Source organism: Leptospira ognonensis (assembly GCF_004770745.1).
GTDB lineage: Bacteria > Spirochaetota > Leptospiria > Leptospirales > Leptospiraceae > Leptospira_A > Leptospira_A ognonensis.
In genome coordinates, this window is the sequence record NZ_RQGD01000034.1 from 204,170 (window position 1) to 225,690 (window position 21,521).

Here is a 21,521-nt window from a genome sequence, read left to right on the forward strand (position 1 = left end):
TCGATTTATTCGATACCAAAAACCCTTGGTAATAGATTTCGGCCTTATGTATTCATACTCCCATCGCAACATCCTAGACACCCTCCAATTTTCCAAAGAAGACCTAGATTTCCTCATTGGAAAAACAAGAATCATGCACGATCTCCACGAATCGGGAAAAGCGTTCGGTATATTGAAAGGAAAACTTCTCGCCTCGCTTTTTTTCGAGGCTTCCACCCGAACGAGGTTGTCTTTCGAGGCCGCCATGGAAAGGTTAGGTGGGAGGTTGGTCTCCACTGTGGGATTTCAGTTTTCTTCGATTTCAAAGGGCGAAACTCTTTACGACACCATGAAAATGATCGAAGCATACGCGGATATTGCCGTGATCCGTCACCCTGTGGAAGGTAGTTCCCGCATCGCGGCAGGGGCTGTTTCTATACCCGTCATCAATGCCGGCGATGGAGCTGGCCAACATCCTACACAAGCACTCCTTGATTTATATACCATCATTTCCGAAAAGGGAAGCTTTGAGGATTTGAGCATTGCCTTCATCGGAGATTTGAAATATGGCAGGACCATCCATTCCCTGATCAATTTGCTCAGACATTACAAGGTTCATCTCTACCTCATCTCACCAGAAGAGCTAAGACTGCCTGAATCGTACAAAAAAAATATAAACGGGTTTCCTATGACTTGGGAGGAAACTACGGATATTAAGGCTGTCTGGGATTCTGATGTTGCATACGTCACTCGAATCCAAGAAGAAAGATTTCCAGATCATAAAGAATATGAAAAGTTAAAAGACATTTACAAGGTTAACAAGGAGCTTGTGCTCGCTTCCAAAAAAAACACGACCATCCTTCATCCCCTCCCTCGGGTCAATGAACTCTCGACAGATGTAGATGACCTTCCGAATGCCGCCTACTTTAGGCAGGCGAAGTATGGTGTCGTCGTAAGAATGGCCTTATTATGCCTGAGCCTGGGTGTGGAATTTGGCGGAAAAGAAGATGCGCATGGATAAAAAAATTTGGTCTCTCGGTGAGGCTAGGGAAGTGCTTCCTCTTGTTAAAGAAATTACTAGCGAATATTACAAAGAATCGAGTCTCCTAGCGAGCGAGATTCGGACGAAAGTATATCCAGAAAATATATTGGAAGAAAAGGAAGATAAGATCTCCTCTCTAGTTCAGAGATGGTCCAATGAAATATTAGCATTGGGTATGGACGTGAAGGGCCTTTGGCTTGTGGATTTTGATCACGGAAATGGATATTATTGTTGGACTTGGGGCGAAGAAGACGTGTTATACGAACATGGGTATAATGACGGGTTTCGTTCTCGAAAATTAATCGAAGATAAAAAAGAGGAAAATGATGACGGGAATCAATGAACATTATTTAAAATTAAAAGCGGGCTATCTTTTTCCTGAGATTGGTCGTCGCGTAAAGGCTTATTCGGAAGCACATCCTTCAGAAAAAATCATACGTCTAGGAATTGGAGATGTGACTCTTCCTCTTGCACCAAGCATCGTAAATGCGATGGTCGATGCGGCAAAAGAAATGGGAAGTCCAGCCGGTTTCCATGGATACGGACCTGAGCAAGGATACGGATTCTTAATTCAGAAAATCATAGAACATGATTACACTAAACGTGGAGTAAAAATCGATGAAGACGAAGTATTTGTTTCCGACGGATCTAAATGCGATTGCGGTAACATCCAAGAAATTTTCTCTTTAGATTCAAAGATTGCTGTTGTTGATCCCGTTTATCCAGTGTATGTTGATACGAATGTCATGGCAGGACGAACAGGGGAAGTTGATGCCAATGGACGATATGAAAATATTGTTTATATGCCAGCGACCGAAGCCAACAATTTTGAGCCTGATTTTCCGAAAGAGAAAGCTGACATTATTTATCTCTGTTATCCGAACAATCCTACTGGCATGGTAGCTTCCAAATCGCGCCTTGCCGAATGGGTAAGTTTTGCCAAAAAATCCGGGAGTATCATCCTTTTTGATTCAGCTTACGAATCCTTCATCCAAGATCCAGAAATTCCAAAATCGATCTATGAAATTCCTGGCGCTAAAGAAGTGGCGATGGAATTTCGCTCTTTTTCTAAGACTGCTGGTTTTACGGGAACACGATGTGCTTACCTTGTCATTCCGAAAGAATTAAAAGGCAAAACTTCAAAAGGGGAAGAGGTGAGTTTCAATTCCCTTTGGGCACGCAGACATACAACCAAGTTCAATGGGGTTTCCTACATCACACAGAAAGGTGCTGAGGCAGTATTTTCGCACCAAGGTCAAAAAGAGATCGGCGAACAGATCGCATACTATATGCAAAATGCGAAGTTGATCAGAGAAGGTCTCGGTAAAGCAGGGTACACGATCTTTGGCGGAACCAACGCTCCCTACATATGGCTAAAAACTGCTAAGGGTATGAAATCGTGGGAATTTTTCGATCATTTGCTTACCAATGCGCAGGTCGTAGGAACTCCCGGATCAGGGTTTGGGCCCGCTGGTGAGGGATATTTTCGGCTTTCCGCCTTCGGAAAACGAGAAGACGTGATTTCTGCTCTCGAACGCATACAAAAATTGTAAAAATTGAGCAAGGTTTTCCCAGTAGCTCCGATATATATTACAAGGTAGAGCTATGGGAAAATGGAAATACATCCTCTTTACGGCACTTGCGGGATTGCATATCTCGCATTTGAGTGCTGTGTCCCCCGAACAAACAAATTTGGGGATATTGATATTCGAGAACAAAGAGAACATCAATTTTATTAACGTGTGCCTGAGCAATCTAGCACCTCCACAAGAAGAAGCCGCGGCACCAGCAACAACGCCAGGCACACCTGCGACTGAACCCGCGAAAAAGAATATTGATCATGATTATTTCAAACTTCTGAAAGAAGCCAATCAATCTGACTTTTCGGGCAATATGTGGTATCTGCAAAGTAATTACACATATTCTTTCCGCCAACTCAGACGAGCTCAGGGTGAATTGAAAAATATCTTTGAAGTTGTATTGCAAAAGTACATCGAAGATGCAAGATCCCTTCTTGAATCGGCGGCCCCTACGATCATTCGTTCCAATGATAGCCAATCCAAAGCTCTCCTTCGTCTGGGCTTTCGGGACTTAAGGTCAGCAGAAGATTTGTATACAACAGGTCTCAATTCAAGCCCACACCAATTTCGATATAAGCTAACACTTTACAGAGAAGGCATTTTGACCCTCAGACGTGCCAAACGTTTTGCCATACTTGCGATGATTTATAGCAAAACACCTGATGAGGATAAGCCTGAATACCAATACCGATCCAACGAAGATCTAAAAGAAGCACGTGCAGAAGAGAAACAGAGAAATTACGAAAAGGTTCGCGATACTTTGATCAACTTCATCGAAAACAAAAGAATGGAACGCACAGTACAACCTCCGGGCAATCCTGATGCGAAACCATTGGATTTGTTAGAACAACATGATGATAATTACGGCTTCATTACCGCAAAGCGTCTGGATTTGTTAATCGAAGCAAACCTTCAAATCAAAGAAACCGAAGGTGCTAAGAGGGAATCTGTTCCTCCTGTTCCTGCTTTTGATGATAAGGGTACCATTACGTATCCACAAACCCCAAATAAATAAGATGAAACCTATACTCTACCTACTCATCTTTAGTTTTAGCCTTTCACTCATAGGAAAGACAACACTTTCCTATCGAGAAAGAAAGAAGCAGTTTGATCAAAAAATAAACCTGCTCTTTGATATCAGAGAAAATCTCAACCTGGAAGAAGAATCAGGCAAAAACCCATTACAAGCGGTAAGACAGAATGTGGAAGAAGCTTACCGAGTAGGTGCAAGAGCAGAAATGGAAAAAAGTCTTTCACTTGCCGAAGGTGAAATCCTTTTTGTCGCTCGTAAGCTCTGTTCCAAGATGGAAGATATTTCTGCAGATCTTTACCAGAAAGCCCAAGTCAGCTACTACTTAGTCGAGACCGATGAAAAAAACTCTGGTAAAAAAATGGAGTGGGACACGAAGGAAAAAATTTCTCGGTATTTGGGAATGGCAAAGACTGAAAAAGACCACGCGAAAGAATTTTTCCTCTCGGGCAACTATCATATGTCACTTCACACCTATAAGAGATCGATCATTTACTCACTTCTCTCTCTTCGAACGCAAGGTAGTGATGCGCCAGAAGGTTACACAAATGCAGCCAATTCCTGGGCGGAACCTGTTTGGCAATCGGTTAACAAACAAAAACTAGGAACCATCCAAACAAACTAAAATTTAGATTTTCACTTTAGGTTATTTTTGCAAAATGACTCGAAAGTGAAAATCGAGTCTCTCTACAAGCACTTCCTTATGACTAGAGCTAGTCATTTACCTGTTGTGAATCTAGAAGGTAATTTAATCGGATTTATTTCCAAAGATAGAATCTTGCGTGAGTTAGCTGATCTTGGGGAAGAAAGACCAGATTATGAAAAGATACCCTTAGAAATTTTAGATAGAGAGATGAATGAAGGGTTACTCAATTTTTTTAAGGACTCGAGTAAACTTCCCGTATTGGATGAGTTTGGGGTAAGGAAGGAATTTTGGGACAAACCGAGATTTCTTGCTGAATTTTCGAAACTCGATGCCTCTTCTAAAAAAGATCCCAAGTTAGTCGATATCATTGAGAAAAATGAAAAGCGCCGTGACTCCCGAGAGTCCATCCATTGGTACATGGAATTAATCCTATCTAATTTCCCGGATGGACTACTTTCCACAGATGTCTCAGGAAATACGGTTTTTTATAACGAATCCTTTGAGCGAAAGTTTCTCCCGCTTCCTTTTTTTAAGGATTCGATTGAGATTGCTGAGAGATTTTTAAGAGATCTAAATCGAGATCTTTTTGCAAATTATCTAAAGGACAACGATCTAGAGATTGAATCTAAAGAACATTCTGTATACGAACTCCAGTCCCTTGTGAAGGAACTGGATGCCTTTGTTAAAATTGTGACACTTCGTAACGAAGAGAAAGTTGTCGGATTCCTTTACCAACTGTCGCCTCTGGCACAAAAAGTAGATTCTCTTTCCAAAAAGGGCACAATCTTTCCCGATCTCGATGAAGCTCTCTCTTCAAAATATCCATTGGAACGCGTGTTAGAGGAACTGGAATCTCGGTATATCTATGAAACTTTAAAAAGGAATCGGAACAATATTTCTCATGCCGCTTCGGAACTCGCGATACCGCGCACGACCTTACAGAACCGGATCAAATTTTTAAAGATCTCGGAAAAGTTCAAGGAAGAGGAAACGGGCAAAAAAAAGGTAATTCCCAGAAAGCGTTCTGATTTGGCTCAGGCCTTAAAGAAAATACTGCCCAAAAAAGCCGAAACAACAAAGGCAAAGTCTACTCCAAAAAAGAAACAAGCTAAGCCACCGGCAAAACAGATCCTTAAGAAAAAAGGTTCGGTAGCGAAAAAGAAAACCAAATCCGTGCAAAAGATAAAAAAAAGACGTTGACGAATTTTTCCTGAGGTTGACCCTTTCCTTACCATTTAGGTAAACTTCTACTTCGCTTCACTGATGGCCTTTCGGTCATAAATGGTTTCCCAATTTCAAATTCAAAATTCAAACAAGATGTAAAATTTCTATGGCGTCACGCAAACAAGAAGAACTCCCATTATCCAACCCTGAAGAACAGCCTGAATACTCGAACGGCATTATGGACCAAGAAGAAGGTTCCGAGCCTCCTAAACAATTTAAGAAAAAACGCGGTAGGTATGAAGGTCCCATTCCTCCGTCTCTCGATTTAGTCGAACTCAAGAAAAAGAACATAAACGAACTAGCTGATTTAGCGAAGGGTCTCGGCGTTGAAAACACGCATGGACTCAAAAAACAAAATCTTATGTTCGCTCTCCTTCAGGCCCAAACCGAGAAAGACGGACAAGTGCACGCTGCGGGTGTTATGGAAAAGCTTCCCGATGGCTATGGATTTTTACGATCACCTGATTATAATTATGTTCCAGGTCCAGATGACATTTATGTATCCCCTTCACAAATCAAGCTCTTTGGGCTGAGAACCGGTGATACAGTTGAGGGACTCATTCGACCTCCAAAAGAAGCAGAACGTTTTTTTGCGATGCTGCGAGTGGAATCGATCAATGGGTATCCCGTTGAAGTAGCACAGAAGAGAAATCTTTTCGATAACCTAACTCCGCTTTATCCAGATGAAAAAATCAATATGGAGTTTGATCCCAGTCATATGGACACTCGCATCATTGATCTTATGTGTCCAATCGGAAAAGGTCAGAGAGCACTGATTGTGGCACCACCTAGAACTGGTAAAACGGTTCTTATGCAATCCATTGCCAATGCGATTACAAGAAACCATCCAGAGATTTTTCTCATCGTACTTCTGATTGATGAACGTCCAGAAGAGGTGACAGATATGGCTCGCCATGTAAAAGGTGAAGTTGTCAGTTCCACATTTGATGAGCCGGCACAAAGGCACGTACAAGTAGCCGAGATGGTCATTGAAAAAGCAAAACGTCTTGTGGAACATGGTAGAGATGTAGTCATTTTACTCGATTCGATCACAAGGCTTGCTCGTGCTTACAACCAGGTGGTACCCACATCAGGGAAAATCCTCTCAGGTGGTGTGGATTCCAATGCTCTCCACAAACCGAAACGATTTTTTGGCGCAGCCAGAAATATCGAGGAAGGCGGTTCTCTTACCATCATCGCGACGGCTCTCATTGATACAGGCTCTAGAATGGATGAGGTGATTTTCGAGGAATTTAAGGGTACGGGCAATATGGAAATCCACTTGGACAGAAAACTCGCGGACAAGCGTATTTTCCCTGCCATTGACATCAACAGGTCTGGGACGCGGAAAGAGGAACTCCTCTTACCACAAGATGTGCTCACGCGTGTCTTTATCCTTCGAAAAGTACTTTCTCCCATGAGCATCACCGAAAGTATGGAACTATTGATCGAAAAGATGCGAACCTCGAAGACCAATGATTCGTTTTTGGCGAGCATGAACACGAACTAAGAAGGGCACCATGAAGACTGACATCCATCCAAAATACGTAGCTGCGAAAATCAAGTGTGCATGTGGAAACGTGATCGAAACCAGATCTTATGCTGGTGATATGAGCGTTGAGATTTGCTCTCAGTGCCATCCATTTTTCACAGGGAAATCAAAGCTCATCGATACAGCTGGCCGAGTAGATAAATTCAAGAAAAAATACAAAATGAAATAGGACTTCCGTCCTCTGACTTTCGTCTAAATTTTGGATTGTTTTTAGGAGTTACCAAATGGCAGTGATGGACTTTAACAGATATAAGGAAATCAACGACCAAAGGTTGAACTACCGGGAAATGGAGGATGCCAATGTGGTATCCTACTATCGCAATACGGGCTGTGGTGATGGGTATCGCATCTATTTGAAAGTAAATGACCATGGGCTCGTTGAAGATGCGAGCTACACGACGACAGGTTGCGGCTTCGGAATCGTCGCTTTGGCCATGGCCACGGAGTATGCGAAGGGTAAATCCATGGAAGATTTACGCAAACTAACTCCAGAAATCTTAGAAACCCTTTTTGAATTCCCCGAGCGAAGGAAAAATTACCCTGAATCTGCCGTCGCAGCTTTGAAAAAAGCGGTCGAAGATTGGGAAAAGGGTGCTACTGTTCCTCCTGAAAAGCGAGTGAGCAAAGCAAAGGCACTAGAACTTCTCGCGAACCAAGGCCATCTGAGAGAAGCAGATCTTTCCAGTGTGATGATAGAGAAAGAAAACTTAAACGGTGTCGATTTCTCTCATGCAAATTTGAATAATGCCTTTTTACAAAATTCTAGTTTCGTTGGTGCTAACTTTTCTGGCACAAATTTGAGAGCCTCCTTTTTGAATGGAGCCGACCTCAGAAAGGCAAATTTCCGAGGAGCTGACTTGCGTTGGGCTAAACTTGCAGGCGCAGACATTGAAGGTGCGGATTTTACGGGTGCTCTTTATGACATTGGAACGCGTGTAGACCAAAAACAGATGTATATCTTTGATGTGATGACAAAAGCAGGGAAGGATCTTTACGTTTCCACGGAAGAATAGTACGAATGAAAGTCGGTGAAAAGGTAAAAATCACCAAACGAACTTTCCTAAATCAAGGGATTTTTATATTTACAGGTTCTACTGTAGAAATAAAAGACATACAGGCTGAAATGGCGACGGTCATTTATTTCGATAAAGAAGGCCATCCTCACGATCTACAATTGTCTCTTTCGGACCTCGGTCCTTTAGACTAGAATACCGAATTTCTTGACACAATAGTCAGATTCTATAACCTATTGCTATCGTTTGATTTTATTGATAATCCATGCTCATCCAATCTCATTCTCAAGAAGACCATTTGCTTTTCTCAATCCAACAGGATATTTTGATGGAAAACTCACGCGAGTTTTATCATGAGTTTGAGCGAGCCATGGAAGGAAAAGCTTTCCTTCGTATCACCTTAAACTTTGCGGCCGTTAAATTTTTGGACTCCTCTGGGATCGGTGCTGTGATCAAAGCATCATCAGCCTTACACAATAAAGGCATTGAAATTTTCGTAACAAATTTAAACAAAAATTTAAACTCCGTGTTTCGTCTCTCGGGACTCAATCACATACTTTCGATTCTGACCCTAGACGAGTATCTCTCTAAGTTTCCAGAATTTAGAAAGGCTTTGGAACCTTAAAATGAAAAATAAATTTTCCATATTTCTTCTGTCATGTTTTTTGATTCTGAATGTTTTCATCAGCTGCAGTAGCGGCGTGAAGTCTAGAGAGTTACTTTTCCGAAACAATGATTTTGCGACCTATAGCATCAAACGGGAAAATATAACGCTTAAATCGGAGTCGAGACTTCCAAAATCATTCTCACATCCCGTAGAAATTTCAGAACAGAAATTACTCGATCTTCTCGGAAATCTAAAATATAAAAGCGAAAGCTCTTACGGGAATCTAAATCTTTATATTTTTGAAGAAGAAGAGATCAAGGAATTTGCCGTAGATTTGGCAGATGCCTTACAGAAAGTAAAACCAAGTGAAATTTTACTCGTAATTTCTAAATTCAATCCACTTAGGTCTGTTGTTTCTCATTATGCAAGAACTGGATTTTATATCTGGTCCACTGAAAATACGATTGAGATTCTATTTGGTGAAATACAACAAGAGATTGCCTTTGATGAACAAGGCAATTACTTTGATTGGTCTCGCATTCCAGAAATTTCTTTCGACAATACGGCCGACTCAAGTTTCGTTATAGCCAACCCTAGTTTTACATTTAAGCAAGTAGAGGGTTTCAAAAACCGTCGATGGATCGTCTTTAACAAGTCTGATTTGAATCGGGTGAAATTTGAGAAACGTAAAAATGCCTCTAAAGATGTAAAGAAGACCATTGATTCCGATATGACGCCAGAGAAAAGGGTCGATCGCGATGAGGATGACGCGATTTTACAAGAGTAGCATGCTTTTATATTAACGTTCGCTCGCAGGTATGTTTCTTTCTGCATGCACATTGCCATCAATTCCTAATTGCAAAACAGTTTTTCCGACCACTGAATTTAACGTAGACCGATAAATTTTCCCCACACCAAAGCTTACTTCCACGCCTGGAAATATTTCTCGTCTCACTTCGACATAGGCAGTTTTGCTTGGTTCATAGGAACCGAGGGCAGTATCAAATTGCTTCTGAATTGTCTCAAGTAAGGAAGTATATTTATCATTGGCATCTTTGAGCTTTCCGATCATATCTTTTTCTTCGGTTTTAAGTTCACGTTTACTAGCTTGTTCAGATAATTTTTGTAAGGTGAGTTGTACCTTGCGCAGAGTTACTTCCTTCTCTACAAGCTCGTGTCGCATGCGATTCAATTCTTCTAATAATTCGGGGGGAGTTCCGATCGCCACTTTCGTTTTCGTCTCCACGATGGCTCCGAGCTTCTCGCAGACGATGGTGTTACCAGCAATGATGGTTCCGCCAATAATTTCGCCACGGCCACCACTCACTTGGATTAAATCTTTAGCAGATAAGTCGGAGTGCATCGATGCTTCCTCAATAAAGATTGATCCGGATGCAGTTAACTTACCCTGTTCAACAAACTTTGCGTAAATATTTCCTTCTGATTCGATATACCCTTCACCTCGTCCCATAAATCCGCCAGAAATGACGATATCCCCTTTTGCTTTAAGGAATGCTTTGCCAACAGAACTATTGATGATTATGCTTCCATTTGTCGTGAGTGAAAAGCCATCTCCTATCTTATGTTCTACGATGATGGTTCCTGGAAAATCAACATTGCCAGTGGAGTAGTCGACTGCTTCTAAACTAATGACTTCATCAACTCTGATCTCTCCATTTCTTTCGAGTACGGGCCTACCTGCGATCCTTGAGTATAGCTTACCTTCTTTTTCGATAACATTGATTCCAACCACCCAGCTGACTTCTCTCTCTTTTTGGCACGGTAAAAGATCTGAAGTAATTGTTCGTCCGTCTTGGCCAGGTTTTGGCGGAATTTTTTCGGCGAGAAGCACATCAGGCTTCACCGATTGTATCATAGAAATATTTTTATAATCGATGCGACCGTGTTCATCTTCTTCGAGATGAGGTTTATTTTCGGATCGGAAATAAATCTGTATTTCGCCATCTCTTCCTGCAATCGGAGGAATGCCTTTGGCAAAGATAGTGGGCGTTAGAAATTCTGGATTTCGAATACAGTTAACAATCACTGCATCTATGATTCCAACGCTGATTCCGATATTGGCTATCTTTTCCCTTAATTGATGTTCGGTGAGTAGTGCTCCGCCATGTTTCGGAGGGTGCAGGATCAGTGTCGCTTGCATCTGATCTTCCGAAATGGAAATATCAACATAAGAATCTTCCGGGGTTCCCTTCGACCAATTGCCAATCTCTGTTTCTCTACCATCTGCGATGGCAATGATACGTTTGATTTGGTCCTGGTCATAATTTTCCACGCCAAAAAGTTTGATACGGGAAATGACGTCCTTTAATTCTACCTTTGCGCCTTTTGCACCCGCTTTTGTGACACGAAGGTATGCCTTTCCCGTCTTGTTTTCGATTTGAAAAAAACCATTTTCATTGGCTTCTAAATCTTGTAAAATTCGATCTGAATAGGATTCGGATGGAGGCATATTTCTTCAGGTATACTCTAATATATGTTTAATGATAGTGTCTTCACCATCAGGTTCTATGTCTAAAAGTTTTTTTGATCCTAGACCCATCTGTATGTTTGAAATGCTATCCTCAAAACTACAATTCGAAATTTGATGATGAGTAATGTAAGAACTGGGAAATTTTTTTTGCAAAACATCTACGAGAAAAGGGTATTCTGAAAAATCCCCTCGGTCGGTGTAGATTACGGGAGTCTCAGCATAAAATACTTCAGACATAATGCCATATCCAGGCTTGGTGAGAACGTAATCGGAAGCTCGAACTAAATCTGGATAGTAGCCTCCTATTGGTGTGACTACTTTACTTAAGTCAATACCTGGGACTCCTGAAGCCACGAGTTTAATGTGTTTTGGGAGATTGTCCCACCTCATCTCAAAACCGCTTAGGCCATAAGCGCCAAAGGAAATTAGGATATACGTAATGTCTTTTGAAAACCCATAAAGCTCGCGTGCTTCCGCTTTCGCAAGGTGGGGCTTACGACCAACCATTCCGACCGTGGAAGACTCAAGAAACGTGGGCATGGGACAGGTAAATGGTAAGAACAAAGCCTCGGTCGCAAAAGAATATTCAGCTTTGAGAATTTCAGAAATTTCAAAGAAATATGGATCCACTTTACCATAATTTTCATAAACGAAATCCCATGTGAAATTTCCTATGAAAATAGAAGGGAGTTCTGCTTCTAAAGCCAGAACAATGGGGAATGATCCTGCATCGGTAATGATTAAATCAACCTGATGCTGACGACAATAAAGCGCTTCTGAGGTTAAAAAAGAGTTTTTACTTCTTTCAAAAATTTGTAAGGCATCCTTCGTTTTTTGTATGTCAATGGAAAGCGAATCCTTTTGATAAACTCCTACATCCAAACCAAGCTCTCGTTTGATGAGTTTTGGATGATGCCAATCTATGAAGCCAATCCGAGTACTGACCAAATGGATTTTTGAGATTTCGGGTCGTTCCAAAAGTTTTTTTAAAATTACGGAAGTTCGACTGATGTGACCAAATCCATGACCAGATACATAATAATAGATAATCAAAATATTAACCCTTGTTTTGCTGTCTTAAGGATTCGTACAAAATGATTCCGCATGACATGGCCAAATTTAAGGAGTCTGCTTCTCCAAACATCGGGAGATAAAGAGAATCATCACTATTTTGTTTCGCAAAATCAGTAAGTCCGTATTGCTCACTTCCAAATAGAAAAGCAGATTTTAAATCCATATTTGCACTGGTATAGAGTTTTTTACCGTCGGGAGTCACTGCATAAATTTGATAGTTTTGTTTCTTAAGATTTAAGAAAACATCTTCAATGGAGCTTATAAATATTGGTAAGGTAAATAGTGTACCCGTGCTTGCACGAACAACATTTGGATTGAATAGGTCGATCCTAGGATCTGTGATGATGACAAGTCCAACTCCAGCGCCTTCTGCCGTTCGAAGAATCGTTCCCAGATTTCCCGGTTTTTCTACTCCTTCGATAATGAGGATGGGATTCATGTATAGCGGAGAACTTAGCTCCCAATTCATAGTAGCATCCGGAGTCTCTGCAACCGCGATCAGTCCATCGGGACGGTCTCTATAAGAAATCTTTTCAAAGATTTTTTTTGGCAATTGGAAAACGGGACAATTTACTTTATCAACTAATGCCTGTTCGCTCGATCCAAGATAACATTCGGGAGATACGAAAAGACAATCCAATTTTATCGGAAACTTTTTTGATCCTTTTGGATTCTCCATGATGGACTTTTGGATCTCTCTAAAACCTTCGATAAAAAATTTTTTTTCCGCATCCCGATTTCTTTTTTCTTTTAGGGATGATACCCATTTAACCCTTGGATTTGAGAAGCTCGTAATTTCTTGGATTTGTCCTCGCATAATAAATCAAACTTTTCTTTGGAAGAAGGAGCAGAAGCCTGATGGATATTTTTTTCCAGATGTTTCTGGAATGAATAATTCATCCGTATGATAAACTCCTTTTGTTTTCATTCGACTGGAAAGGATACGTTCAAGGGTCAATGGACTGTATCCTTGGCTATGGCAGCTTAAAATTACAAATTTGGGAGAATGATCGCATAACTCCATTAGGGCATCCATAAGCTCAGGTAAATTTTCCTCAATTTTCCAAACTTCACCTTTAGATCCTCTACCGAAACTAGGCGGGTCTAAGATGATACCCTGGTATTTTTTATTTCTTTTTATTTCACGGCGAATAAATTTCATCACGTCGTCTACAATCCATCGTACGGGCTTATCAGCAAGTCCTGATAAAGCTGCATTTTCCCGCGCCCAGTCAACCATTCCTTTAGAGGCATCAACATGACAAACATGCATCCCGGCGTCTAAGCAGGCTAAGGTGGATCCTCCCGAATATGCGAAAAGATTCAAAACTTCAAAACCATCACCTGTTTTACCAAGTTCTCTGATTCGATCCCAATTTGTTTTTTGTTCTGGAAAAATGCCTATATGCCCGAAAGGAGTGAGTTTGATTTTAAATTTTAAATCAGCAAAATTGATCACAAAACTTTCAGGAATTTTTTTAATGAAATTCCATGATCCGGATCCCGTTTCATTTTTAACGTATTTGGCGTCAGCATCATTCCATTCCTTTGGAGTCTCTTTGCTGTAAGCAGAGGAAGGGGAGGAACGGATCAATTTATATCCTCCCACCATTTCTAACTTTGAAAAATCGCCCGAATCGATTAGTTGGTATTCGTCTTTCATTTTAAATCCAAAAGTATAAAGGTAATGTCATCTTCCCATTCTTTTAGAGGGCGTTTAGAGAACGATTCTAATTCTGCAATCAGAGTCTTGGTCCATGTTTTCCCCGGAAGGACATAATGGTTTCTCAAAAAATCTATGAGTCTATCTTCTCCATACATTTCTTCCTCTTCATTAAAAGTTTCGGTGACTCCATCTGTTAATAGGAGTACCCGGTCCCCGCTGATCATATGATGATTCACTTCATCTATCGTGATCGCGGAAAAAGCCCCCATGATTTTTCCTTTTGGATGCACTTTGATGATCTCTCCGTTTCGTCTTTGTAAGTATATTGAGGGATGACCAGCTCGTCCAAATCTCCATACATGGGTTTCAATGTTCAAATAAACGTATGCGGCTGTTAGGAACTGTGTATTACAATTTCCATAAAGGACATTGTTCATCCCCTCAAGAACTCGTTTCGGCGAGAAAAGATTTTCTTTTTGTGTTGTGAATGCAACTTTCCCCATGGCACTAATGAGAGAAGCAGGAATCCCGTGCCCAGATACATCGCAAATAAGCGTACCTAATTCACTGCTGTTCGGAGAAGAGAACTCATAAAAATCCCCTCCCACTTGCTTCATAGGTCTTATGAAAACTTCTATGTCCAAGCTGTAGATATTTGGAATGGTTTTTGGGAGTGATTGCATCAAAATATCACGTGAAATTTGACGCTCTTTTTCGTGGCGAACGACCTGAGCTTCGGCCCGATCTTTTTCCAAGCGTAATAATTGGATCCTATCTGCTAAGGCAAAAGAAAATAATGTAATATCCGCAAGTGATGCAATGGGAAATAACATCTCTTCGAAAAAAGAATTGGTTGAGACCGAGATTAACTTTAATAAACTATAGGTGATACTCGCAAGCATGAGAATTAAAAAGGCAGCACCAAAAAAATAAAAGGAACGAATCTTTCGATAAAAGCCCCAAACAATAAGTATTAGAATGAACAAAGCGACTATAGCAGTTGCAACGCTAAGCATAATGGAAGCAAGATAAATTTGACCAGTTAAAGAAAATATGATATTTAAAGCAAAAACAAGAGAAAATACAAACAAGAGTCTTGCGGCAAATGGTAGTCTTTTATCTAGTTTTAAAAAACTTCTTGTAAATAGACAAAAGAAAAGTAGGCTGATGCTAAAGAAAAGAGAGAGGCCTGAACGCATTAATATAATGGATTCTGGATATAAAAAATAACTTCCAAAACCGAGAAGACTCATTTGGCCTAATCCAAAAAACAAAACATAACCAAGATAATATAAATAGTTTTCGTCTCTAACAAAAAAAGCAATAGCGAGATTATAAATTAAAATGATAGCAAGGGAACCAAAAAATAGACCGTAAATCCATTGTTCCGTATAATCAATATTTCGAATTGACTCATCTGTTACCAATTCAACAGCAAATTGTAATGAGATATCTGATCTAACTTTTAAATAAATCGGTTCGCTAATCGTCTCTTTCGGTATGGAAACGATATAGTTACGATGTGGAAATTCTCTCTCGGACATCGTGATATAATGTCCTGTTCGTTTTTCTAAAACGTTTCCGTCCTTGTCGAAAAAGTAAAAATTAATATAATCAATGTTATGTGCTTTTAGTAGTATATAGAATTTTTCGTTTGAGTCTATAATTTCGTTTTCTAGTTTAAATTTAAACCAATGTGTAGACTTTGAAAAACCAAAATTAAAGTAATTTGTCCCGCTTGATTGGAAATTGATCGAATCTGCTTTTGCTTTAATGTCATCAACTTTCAGCTTGTTTGATTTATCTTCCCAGGTGGTTACTCGGGTGGTAATTCTGACTGGTAGTTCTTCCGCAGTCAGAATGGTGGAGAAAATAGAAATGAAAAGTAAAAGGAAGGGCATTTTTGAGGAAAAGACAGATGAAATACCCAACTGTCTTTTCCTATAGCAATGTTTAGGCGTTCTTTTTGGCAACTTCGTAGGGAGTTGCTATCGCACCGGTATAAATTTGGCGTGGTCTACCAATCTTCATATTCGGATCTTCTATCATTTCTTTCCACTGAGCAATCCAACCTGGCAATCTACCCATCGCAAACATAACTGTAAACATGTTCGTCGGAATGCCTAGCGCGCGGTAAATGATCCCTGAGTAGAAGTCTACATTCGGATAGAGTTTTCTTTCTACGAAGTAAGGATCGTTCAACGCTGCTTCTTCCAATTCTTTGGCGATATCAAGTAGCGGGTCCTTGATTCCCAGTTTATTGAGAACTTTGTCACATGCTACTTTGATGATTTTTGCACGAGGATCAAAGTTTTTATAAACTCTATGTCCAAAGCCATTGAGTCGGAAGGAGCTATTTTTATCCTTTGCTTGTTCAACAATTTTTTTGACGCTAAGGCCAGATTTTTTGATCCCTTCTAGCATCTCCAATACCTCTTGGTTAGCTCCTCCATGACGAGGTCCCCAAAGAGCTAGAATCCCAGCTGAAATGGCACCATAGAGATTCGCAAGGGAAGATCCAACCAAACGAACAGTTGATGTAGAACAGTTTTGTTCGTGATCAGCATGCAAAATGAGAAGAAGGTTTAGTGCCGCTACGATCTCTGGATCAATTTTATATTCCTCAGCTGGAACGGCAAACATCATGTTCAGGAAATTGCTGCCATAATCTAAATCATTTAACGGATGTATGGTGGGCTGGCCAATGGATTTTTTGTAAGCAAAGGCAGCAATGGTCGGGAACTTTGCAAGAAGTCGAATGATCGAAATCTCTCTATGTTCTTCATTCATCGGATCATACGAGTCTTGGTAATAAGTTGATAGACAACCCATCATACAAGACATGATCGCCATAGGATGCCCATCTTTCGGAAAACCGTTAAACAAACGTTTTAGATCTTCGTGGATCATCGTATGGTGTGTAATAGATGTATTCCAGTTTTTAAGTTCAGAGGCGTTCGGCAATTTGCCATGAATTAAAAGATACGCTACTTCTGTAAAAGTTGATTTTGCAGCAAGGTCTTCAATCGGAATGCCACGGTATCTGAGGATTCCTTGTTCTCCATCTAAGAAAGTAATAGCGCTGGTACAGGCTCCTGTATTCAAGTATCCACTGTCAATAGTAACGTAGCCTGTTAGCTGGCGAAGTTTTGTAATATCAATCGCCTTTTCATTTTCGGAACCAGTTAGGACGGGTAGTTCATACTCTTTCCCATCAATTTTTAGAATTGCCTTTTCGGACATACCTTCTCCTGTCTATTCTCTTCTAAGTAGAAGAATATTGTAGGAAAAACACAGGAAAAGCTATTTTTTAAAGCTTATGGTATTTTTTCATAATGTCATACGCATAGTAATTAGAGACCACAATTCGGCAGTAGTCCCGCGATTCTTTCACCGGCAGGTCCTCCAGAAAATGATTAAAATCTCCCCGATACACTGCTTTTTTCCACTTACGTAGATTCCCTGGCCCCCCGTTATATGCTATGGAAGCCCACCTCAACTGGTTCTCATTTGATCTGAGAAGATAGGCCAAAAATTTTGTTCCTAGGCGAATCGAAATATTTGGAGTGTATAGGGAGTATTCTGTAACACCCATTCGATTTGCTAATTCTTTGCCTGTTGCTGGCATAATCTGCATGAGTCCTCGTGCGTTGGATCTGGAGGTTGCCGTTTCCTTGAAGAAGGATTCTTGCCGCATTAAGGCATAAACCATATCTTCAGAAATCTGATTTTCATCGGCATATTTTCTCACTAATTCTCTATGCGGCCTTGGGTAGATTCGACTGGAAACCTGGGTTGGTAAGAGAATGGGGTCATCGGGGATCATTAATCGTTTCAAAAGAGAGCGAGTGTAAAACGCAGTGTAGTAAGTGTTTTGGGACTTGTCACCGATTCCTACGAGAATCTCTTCCTTTTCTTCTTCTGACAATTTTTCTTTAAGACTATAGTGATTTACAAGTGCTAATCCGAGAGTATCTTCACCTAACTTAAAATAATCGGAAGCGAGGGCAAGTGTACGGTTGCTTCCGATACGACTGGAAGCATTCGAAAGTTTAATACCTAGCTCATATGAGCCTTTCGGGAAGGCAAAGCCCAAGTTCTTTCCTAGTAGGTGACTAGATTCTTCTGGAATGCCAGCGGAATAAGAAAGGTATTCGAAAAGCGAATCTTTGTTGTAGGTTGGATTGTCCGGTGCTTGGTCTTCTTTAATTAAAGTTATAAATTCTTCTCTAATGACCCTTGTATAATAAGACCCGGGGCATAACTGATAGTATCTCTTCAGTTCTTTTTTTAGTCTGGCAGATTCCGATTTAGCTTGGAGTGCCCGCAAATACCAATAAACGAGTCTCCCTTTAACAGGAAGATTTGGAATTTCCGAGAGGGCTCTTTCAAATTTCTGAATGGGTGCATAAGTAATCTCTGAATTGTTTCTTATCACGAGAAGGTCGAGGAGACGGTCTTGGTAAAATAAATTGAATGGATATTTCCCTAAATACAATACTAAGTTTTCGAAATAGAGTTCTTTTTCGCCCTGCCTATCATAAGATGCAGCCAAAATTCTATACGTTCCCGCATCTTTTCCTCCGAAACTTTTCACGAGTTCGATGGCATTCTCGAATTTATTTTGTTGGTATAAAATATCAGCAAGTGATATGATCCATGACGGATCTATTTCCACATAGCTTCGATTTGCTCTAAATACGCGGAATAATTCATCAATACGATTGACTTTAGTTAGCTGAAGTGTTAAGTTCTTAAATCCTTGATAAAACTGTAACCTCGTAGAAAATAATTCCGGTCTTGATTTAAAAATTGCCTCTTTGTCGTTTGTATTAATGGCAGGGAAGAATAATGTAAGTTCTGAGATAGGGAGTTGGTGGATATGCCCATTCCCTTTCCATTTTCCCCAATCCGCAGCGATGTATTGAATCGTGTATTCTTGAACCGTATCTCTTTGCAAACAAAGAAGCCATTCGTGTAATGCGCCTGCCTCGTCGCCAAGCATAAGTTTTGCTTTTCCGTATCTATAATGAGAATCAGGTGTTACTATGAAGTATTTGACTGATTCTGGAACGCTCTGTGTTTTTTCTAATATATCTTTCCAACGATTCTCAATTGCAAGTAAACGAATCAACTCATCGAAAGCCTTACGGCAGATGGGGTCTTCTTCAAAATTCAGTCGCGAAAGGTATTGGATTTTTTCTTCGTTATTAAAATGATTTCTCTGACTGATCTCATTGTAGAGTCTCCAGTAGGAAAGTCTAAATAAGGTGGTCTGATAAGGCATGGTTTGAGTCAGAATTTTTTTTGTCTCGGCGGCAGAAGTATCACTCACGAAGACTCCCCTAACAAGGGAAACCAGGTATCGAAAGCGTGTTTCCTTATTTCCGTTAGGTGCCTTTTCGTGAAATTCAATGAGACTGTAGACTTCGCTTTCTCTGGAAGGGGAACTTGTCTTAAATTTCTCCTCGATTTTATCCCATTGGTGGGATTTGATCCAATAATAGAGGTCTTCTTCTGCGTATAAGTTGGTGGTTAGGGCACAAACCAACAGAATTCTACTTGCTAGCCAAAAAAACCTCATGCATACTTCCTATACTTACGAATTTTAGAGGGAAAGGAAACCCTCCTTATGAGCTCAAAAAGCGAACTGAAATTACCCTGGCCGGAAATGACTCTTCATTTTCCGGCACCTGTCCAAACGATTTCCGAATCCAAACTAGGAGATCTCTGGCCAGAATTTGTCCAAGCATTCCAAGGAAAATACAGTCGATTCGCGAGCTACTTAATGTATCTATCGACCGATTTTTCAGGAGGTTTTAAAGTTTGCTCGGTTTTAGGAGCAAATCCTGCTGAAAATACATTCAATGTGCCCTTTACACCCCCAGGACCCCCGATTTCGAAAGAGATTCGAAATCAAATATGGGCGCTCTGCCAAAAGAGAGAATGGGATGAGGTAAACCGAGAAGAATGGGAACTACTTGGCATGAGCTTCCTTTTGACAGGCGAGCTAGATTCTTTTTATGCATGGGTAGAGATGACCAAAAAAGAATTCGGTCTATCCGAGGAATGTAAAAAATTCCTAACTCTGCTCGGCTGGAATTTTGAAACCAATTTAACAGAAACGAACGTCTTGAATTCATTGGTAAGTTATGTGATTGGTGACTTTGCAAAAGCGGACTTCTCATTCCTTGCGCAAGCCGTTTTAAAGGAAGGATATTGGCAGTTCAGTGGAGTGTTGTTTGATGCGATCGCAAAAAACATCTGGAAGGGCAGAGAGATTTTACCTTTCCTTGATTTTTTATCTGGTTTTTATGCAGACTGGCAAAATTGGGAAAAAAGCAAGTTTCTAAAAGTTACTCTTGGCAAAGTGCCTCCTTTCTCGGTCTTGATCCGCGCCAAAAAAATACTGACTCCATCCGAATTTATTGAATATTCGAATCATCTTAAACTACTTTTTCGAGGTGATTTTGAGGAACCAGAAGGCGATTTCGGGTATGATCTCGCAATATCTGTCGATCCGTTTTTGTCGACACTGATACGCTTTGACAAAGAAGGTGAATCTTACAAAGCCGAACTGATGGAAGAATTGGAAAGTAAGCCTTATTCTTATATTGTAAATTTACAGTATGCAATTGTATTATACCGACAAGGTGATGCGAATGGCTTTTTGCAATATTATCAAAATGGAGGCCGGCTTCGGTATTTGGCTGTGCCGCTTTATCTTTATGCACGTGTTATGGAAAATAAAAACGAGGAAGCTCTTGCAAATTCGATATTTCAAACTCTTGACAAATTGCGCAAAACACCGGTTTTTCCAAGCGAGTTAGGTGAAATTTAACTATGGCTCTGACTCCTGAAGACATACAAGAATTGACGAAACTCCAAAAGATGATTCGAAATTTGGAAAAAATCGAAAAAACAGCTAAGGATAATTTACAGAAAGAAAGAGTGGCCTTTGATATTGAGAGATACCGCAGGCGGATGCAAGAAGTCTCACCAGAAGGCATTCCGGAAAACCTAGAACAAACGATGCAAAATGCAAAGTTACGCGCGTCAGATCCGAACAATGCGAAAAATAAAGTAATCTCACAATACCCAGTCATGAAAATCACTCCAAATTCAAATGACACTGAGATAAACCAGATAGGTACATTGATCAATATAATGGATTTAGAATATATTCCGATCGTAGGGGATGCTCATATTAAATTTGATTATTCTCACGCTACGGAACGGGACTCGGTATTGAAATATATGGAAAACCTTCGTCGGAATATGAAAATTCTGATTGAGACCATAGAAGAGTATGCTGCCGCCGACAAACAAGAATTTCGTGAGCAGTTGTCTCGAATGAAAAACAAACAGTCTCGAATTTTTATTGCAGAATCGTTTGAGACCTTAACAAAATTCCAAGACTTTTTGAAATCGGTGAATGCGGAAATCAGAGAGGGAAATAACGTTATCATGAACATGGAAGAACCAATCAAGTTCAACCCTCGCTTTGAAAAGGCTACCATGCTTGAGGGAAAATCCATTATGGAGGCCCTACGGGAGTTCAATACGTTTGTGGACGAGGCCTGTGAACTGATCAAACTGCCATCCTTTCGGAATTAA

Annotated in this window: 21 protein-coding genes; 14 read left to right on the forward strand and 7 right to left on the reverse strand. The window is 40.4% G+C overall.

Annotated features, from left to right (window positions below; all coding sequences use genetic code 11):
• Positions 1-46: 46 nt before the first annotated feature.
• The 12 genes from pyrB (at position 47) to EHQ58_RS11475 (ending at position 9,460) form a co-directional block, all read left to right on the forward strand.
• Positions 47-1,000, forward strand: a complete 954-nt coding sequence (gene pyrB / locus EHQ58_RS11420) for an aspartate carbamoyltransferase (protein WP_135624018.1) — start codon at positions 47-49, stop codon at positions 998-1,000.
• Complete coding sequence (locus EHQ58_RS11425; RefSeq protein WP_135624019.1) at positions 993-1,364, forward strand: DUF2203 domain-containing protein; 372 nt, start codon at positions 993-995, stop codon at positions 1,362-1,364. Before pyrB ends, EHQ58_RS11425 begins: the two co-directional genes overlap by 8 nt.
• Complete coding sequence (locus EHQ58_RS11430) at positions 1,348-2,574, forward strand: LL-diaminopimelate aminotransferase (RefSeq protein ID WP_135624020.1); 1,227 nt, start codon at positions 1,348-1,350, stop codon at positions 2,572-2,574. Before EHQ58_RS11425 ends, EHQ58_RS11430 begins: the two co-directional genes overlap by 17 nt.
• 52 nt (positions 2,575-2,626) lie before the next feature.
• Positions 2,627-3,616: an adhesin OmpL37 family surface protein gene (locus tag EHQ58_RS11435; protein WP_135624021.1), complete on the forward strand. Its 990-nt coding sequence runs from the start codon at positions 2,627-2,629 to the stop codon at positions 3,614-3,616.
• Position 3,617: 1 nt separating this feature from the next.
• Positions 3,618-4,256 (forward strand): hypothetical protein, encoded by a 639-nt coding sequence (locus EHQ58_RS11440; protein ID WP_135624022.1) that lies wholly within the window; start codon positions 3,618-3,620, stop codon positions 4,254-4,256.
• A gap of 78 nt (positions 4,257-4,334) precedes the next feature.
• Complete coding sequence (locus EHQ58_RS11445; RefSeq protein ID WP_246047336.1) at positions 4,335-5,477, forward strand: CBS domain-containing protein; 1,143 nt, start codon at positions 4,335-4,337, stop codon at positions 5,475-5,477.
• Positions 5,478-5,607: 130 nt separating this feature from the next.
• The gene (gene rho, locus EHQ58_RS11450) at positions 5,608-7,011 is read left to right on the forward strand and encodes a transcription termination factor Rho (RefSeq protein WP_135624024.1); all 1,404 of its coding nucleotides are present in this window, start codon (positions 5,608-5,610) and stop codon (positions 7,009-7,011) included.
• Positions 7,012-7,021: 10 nt separating this feature from the next.
• Positions 7,022-7,222 carry a 50S ribosomal protein L31 gene (gene rpmE, locus EHQ58_RS11455; RefSeq protein ID WP_135624025.1) on the forward strand — a complete coding sequence of 67 codons (201 nt, stop codon included), beginning with the start codon at positions 7,022-7,024 and terminating at the stop codon, positions 7,220-7,222.
• 55 nt (positions 7,223-7,277) lie between these two features.
• A complete protein-coding gene (locus tag EHQ58_RS11460; RefSeq protein WP_135624026.1) occupies positions 7,278-8,066 on the forward strand; it encodes a pentapeptide repeat-containing protein in 789 nt (262 codons plus the stop codon).
• Positions 8,067-8,071: 5 nt separating this feature from the next.
• Positions 8,072-8,260: a hypothetical protein gene (locus EHQ58_RS11465; protein WP_135624027.1), complete on the forward strand. Its 189-nt coding sequence runs from the start codon at positions 8,072-8,074 to the stop codon at positions 8,258-8,260.
• Positions 8,261-8,331: 71 nt separating this feature from the next.
• Complete coding sequence (locus tag EHQ58_RS11470; protein WP_135624028.1) at positions 8,332-8,691, forward strand: STAS domain-containing protein; 360 nt, start codon at positions 8,332-8,334, stop codon at positions 8,689-8,691.
• 1 nt (position 8,692) lies between these two features.
• The gene (locus EHQ58_RS11475; protein ID WP_135624029.1) at positions 8,693-9,460 is read left to right on the forward strand and encodes an LA_1326/LA_4305 family lipoprotein; all 768 of its coding nucleotides are present in this window, start codon (positions 8,693-8,695) and stop codon (positions 9,458-9,460) included.
• A gap of 12 nt (positions 9,461-9,472) precedes the next feature.
• Here the strand turns inward: EHQ58_RS11475 and EHQ58_RS11480 are convergent, their stop codons facing one another.
• The 7 genes from EHQ58_RS11480 to EHQ58_RS11510 all read right to left on the reverse strand — a co-directional run bounded on the left by EHQ58_RS11480 (position 9,473) and on the right by EHQ58_RS11510 (position 19,488).
• On the reverse strand, positions 9,473-11,143 hold the full coding sequence (locus EHQ58_RS11480) for a DUF342 domain-containing protein (RefSeq protein ID WP_135624030.1): 1,671 nt from the start codon (positions 11,141-11,143) through the stop codon (positions 9,473-9,475).
• Positions 11,144-11,149: 6 nt separating this feature from the next.
• Complete coding sequence (locus EHQ58_RS11485) at positions 11,150-12,217, reverse strand: glycosyltransferase family protein (RefSeq protein ID WP_135624031.1); 1,068 nt, start codon at positions 12,215-12,217, stop codon at positions 11,150-11,152.
• 4 nt (positions 12,218-12,221) lie between these two features.
• Positions 12,222-13,055 (reverse strand): TrmH family RNA methyltransferase, encoded by an 834-nt coding sequence (locus tag EHQ58_RS11490; protein ID WP_135624032.1) that lies wholly within the window; start codon positions 13,053-13,055, stop codon positions 12,222-12,224.
• A 6-nt stretch (positions 13,056-13,061) separates the two neighbouring features.
• Positions 13,062-13,901, reverse strand: coding sequence for a class I SAM-dependent methyltransferase (locus EHQ58_RS11495; protein ID WP_135624033.1), 840 nt, complete (start codon positions 13,899-13,901; stop codon positions 13,062-13,064).
• On the reverse strand, positions 13,898-15,805 hold the full coding sequence (locus tag EHQ58_RS11500; protein ID WP_246047337.1) for a SpoIIE family protein phosphatase: 1,908 nt from the start codon (positions 15,803-15,805) through the stop codon (positions 13,898-13,900). Before EHQ58_RS11500 ends, EHQ58_RS11495 begins: the two co-directional genes overlap by 4 nt.
• 52 nt (positions 15,806-15,857) lie before the next feature.
• On the reverse strand, positions 15,858-17,147 hold the full coding sequence (locus EHQ58_RS11505) for a citrate synthase (protein WP_135624034.1): 1,290 nt from the start codon (positions 17,145-17,147) through the stop codon (positions 15,858-15,860).
• A gap of 67 nt (positions 17,148-17,214) precedes the next feature.
• The gene (locus EHQ58_RS11510) at positions 17,215-19,488 is read right to left on the reverse strand and encodes a transglycosylase SLT domain-containing protein (RefSeq protein WP_135624035.1); all 2,274 of its coding nucleotides are present in this window, start codon (positions 19,486-19,488) and stop codon (positions 17,215-17,217) included.
• Positions 19,489-19,536: 48 nt separating this feature from the next.
• Between EHQ58_RS11510 and EHQ58_RS11515 the strand changes: the two genes are divergently transcribed.
• Together EHQ58_RS11515 and EHQ58_RS11520 are read left to right on the forward strand one after the other, a co-directional pair.
• Positions 19,537-20,745, forward strand: a complete 1,209-nt coding sequence (locus EHQ58_RS11515; protein WP_135624036.1) for an LBF_1011 family protein — start codon at positions 19,537-19,539, stop codon at positions 20,743-20,745.
• 2 nt (positions 20,746-20,747) lie between these two features.
• Positions 20,748-21,521, forward strand: coding sequence for a hypothetical protein (locus tag EHQ58_RS11520; protein WP_135624037.1), 774 nt, complete (start codon positions 20,748-20,750; stop codon positions 21,519-21,521).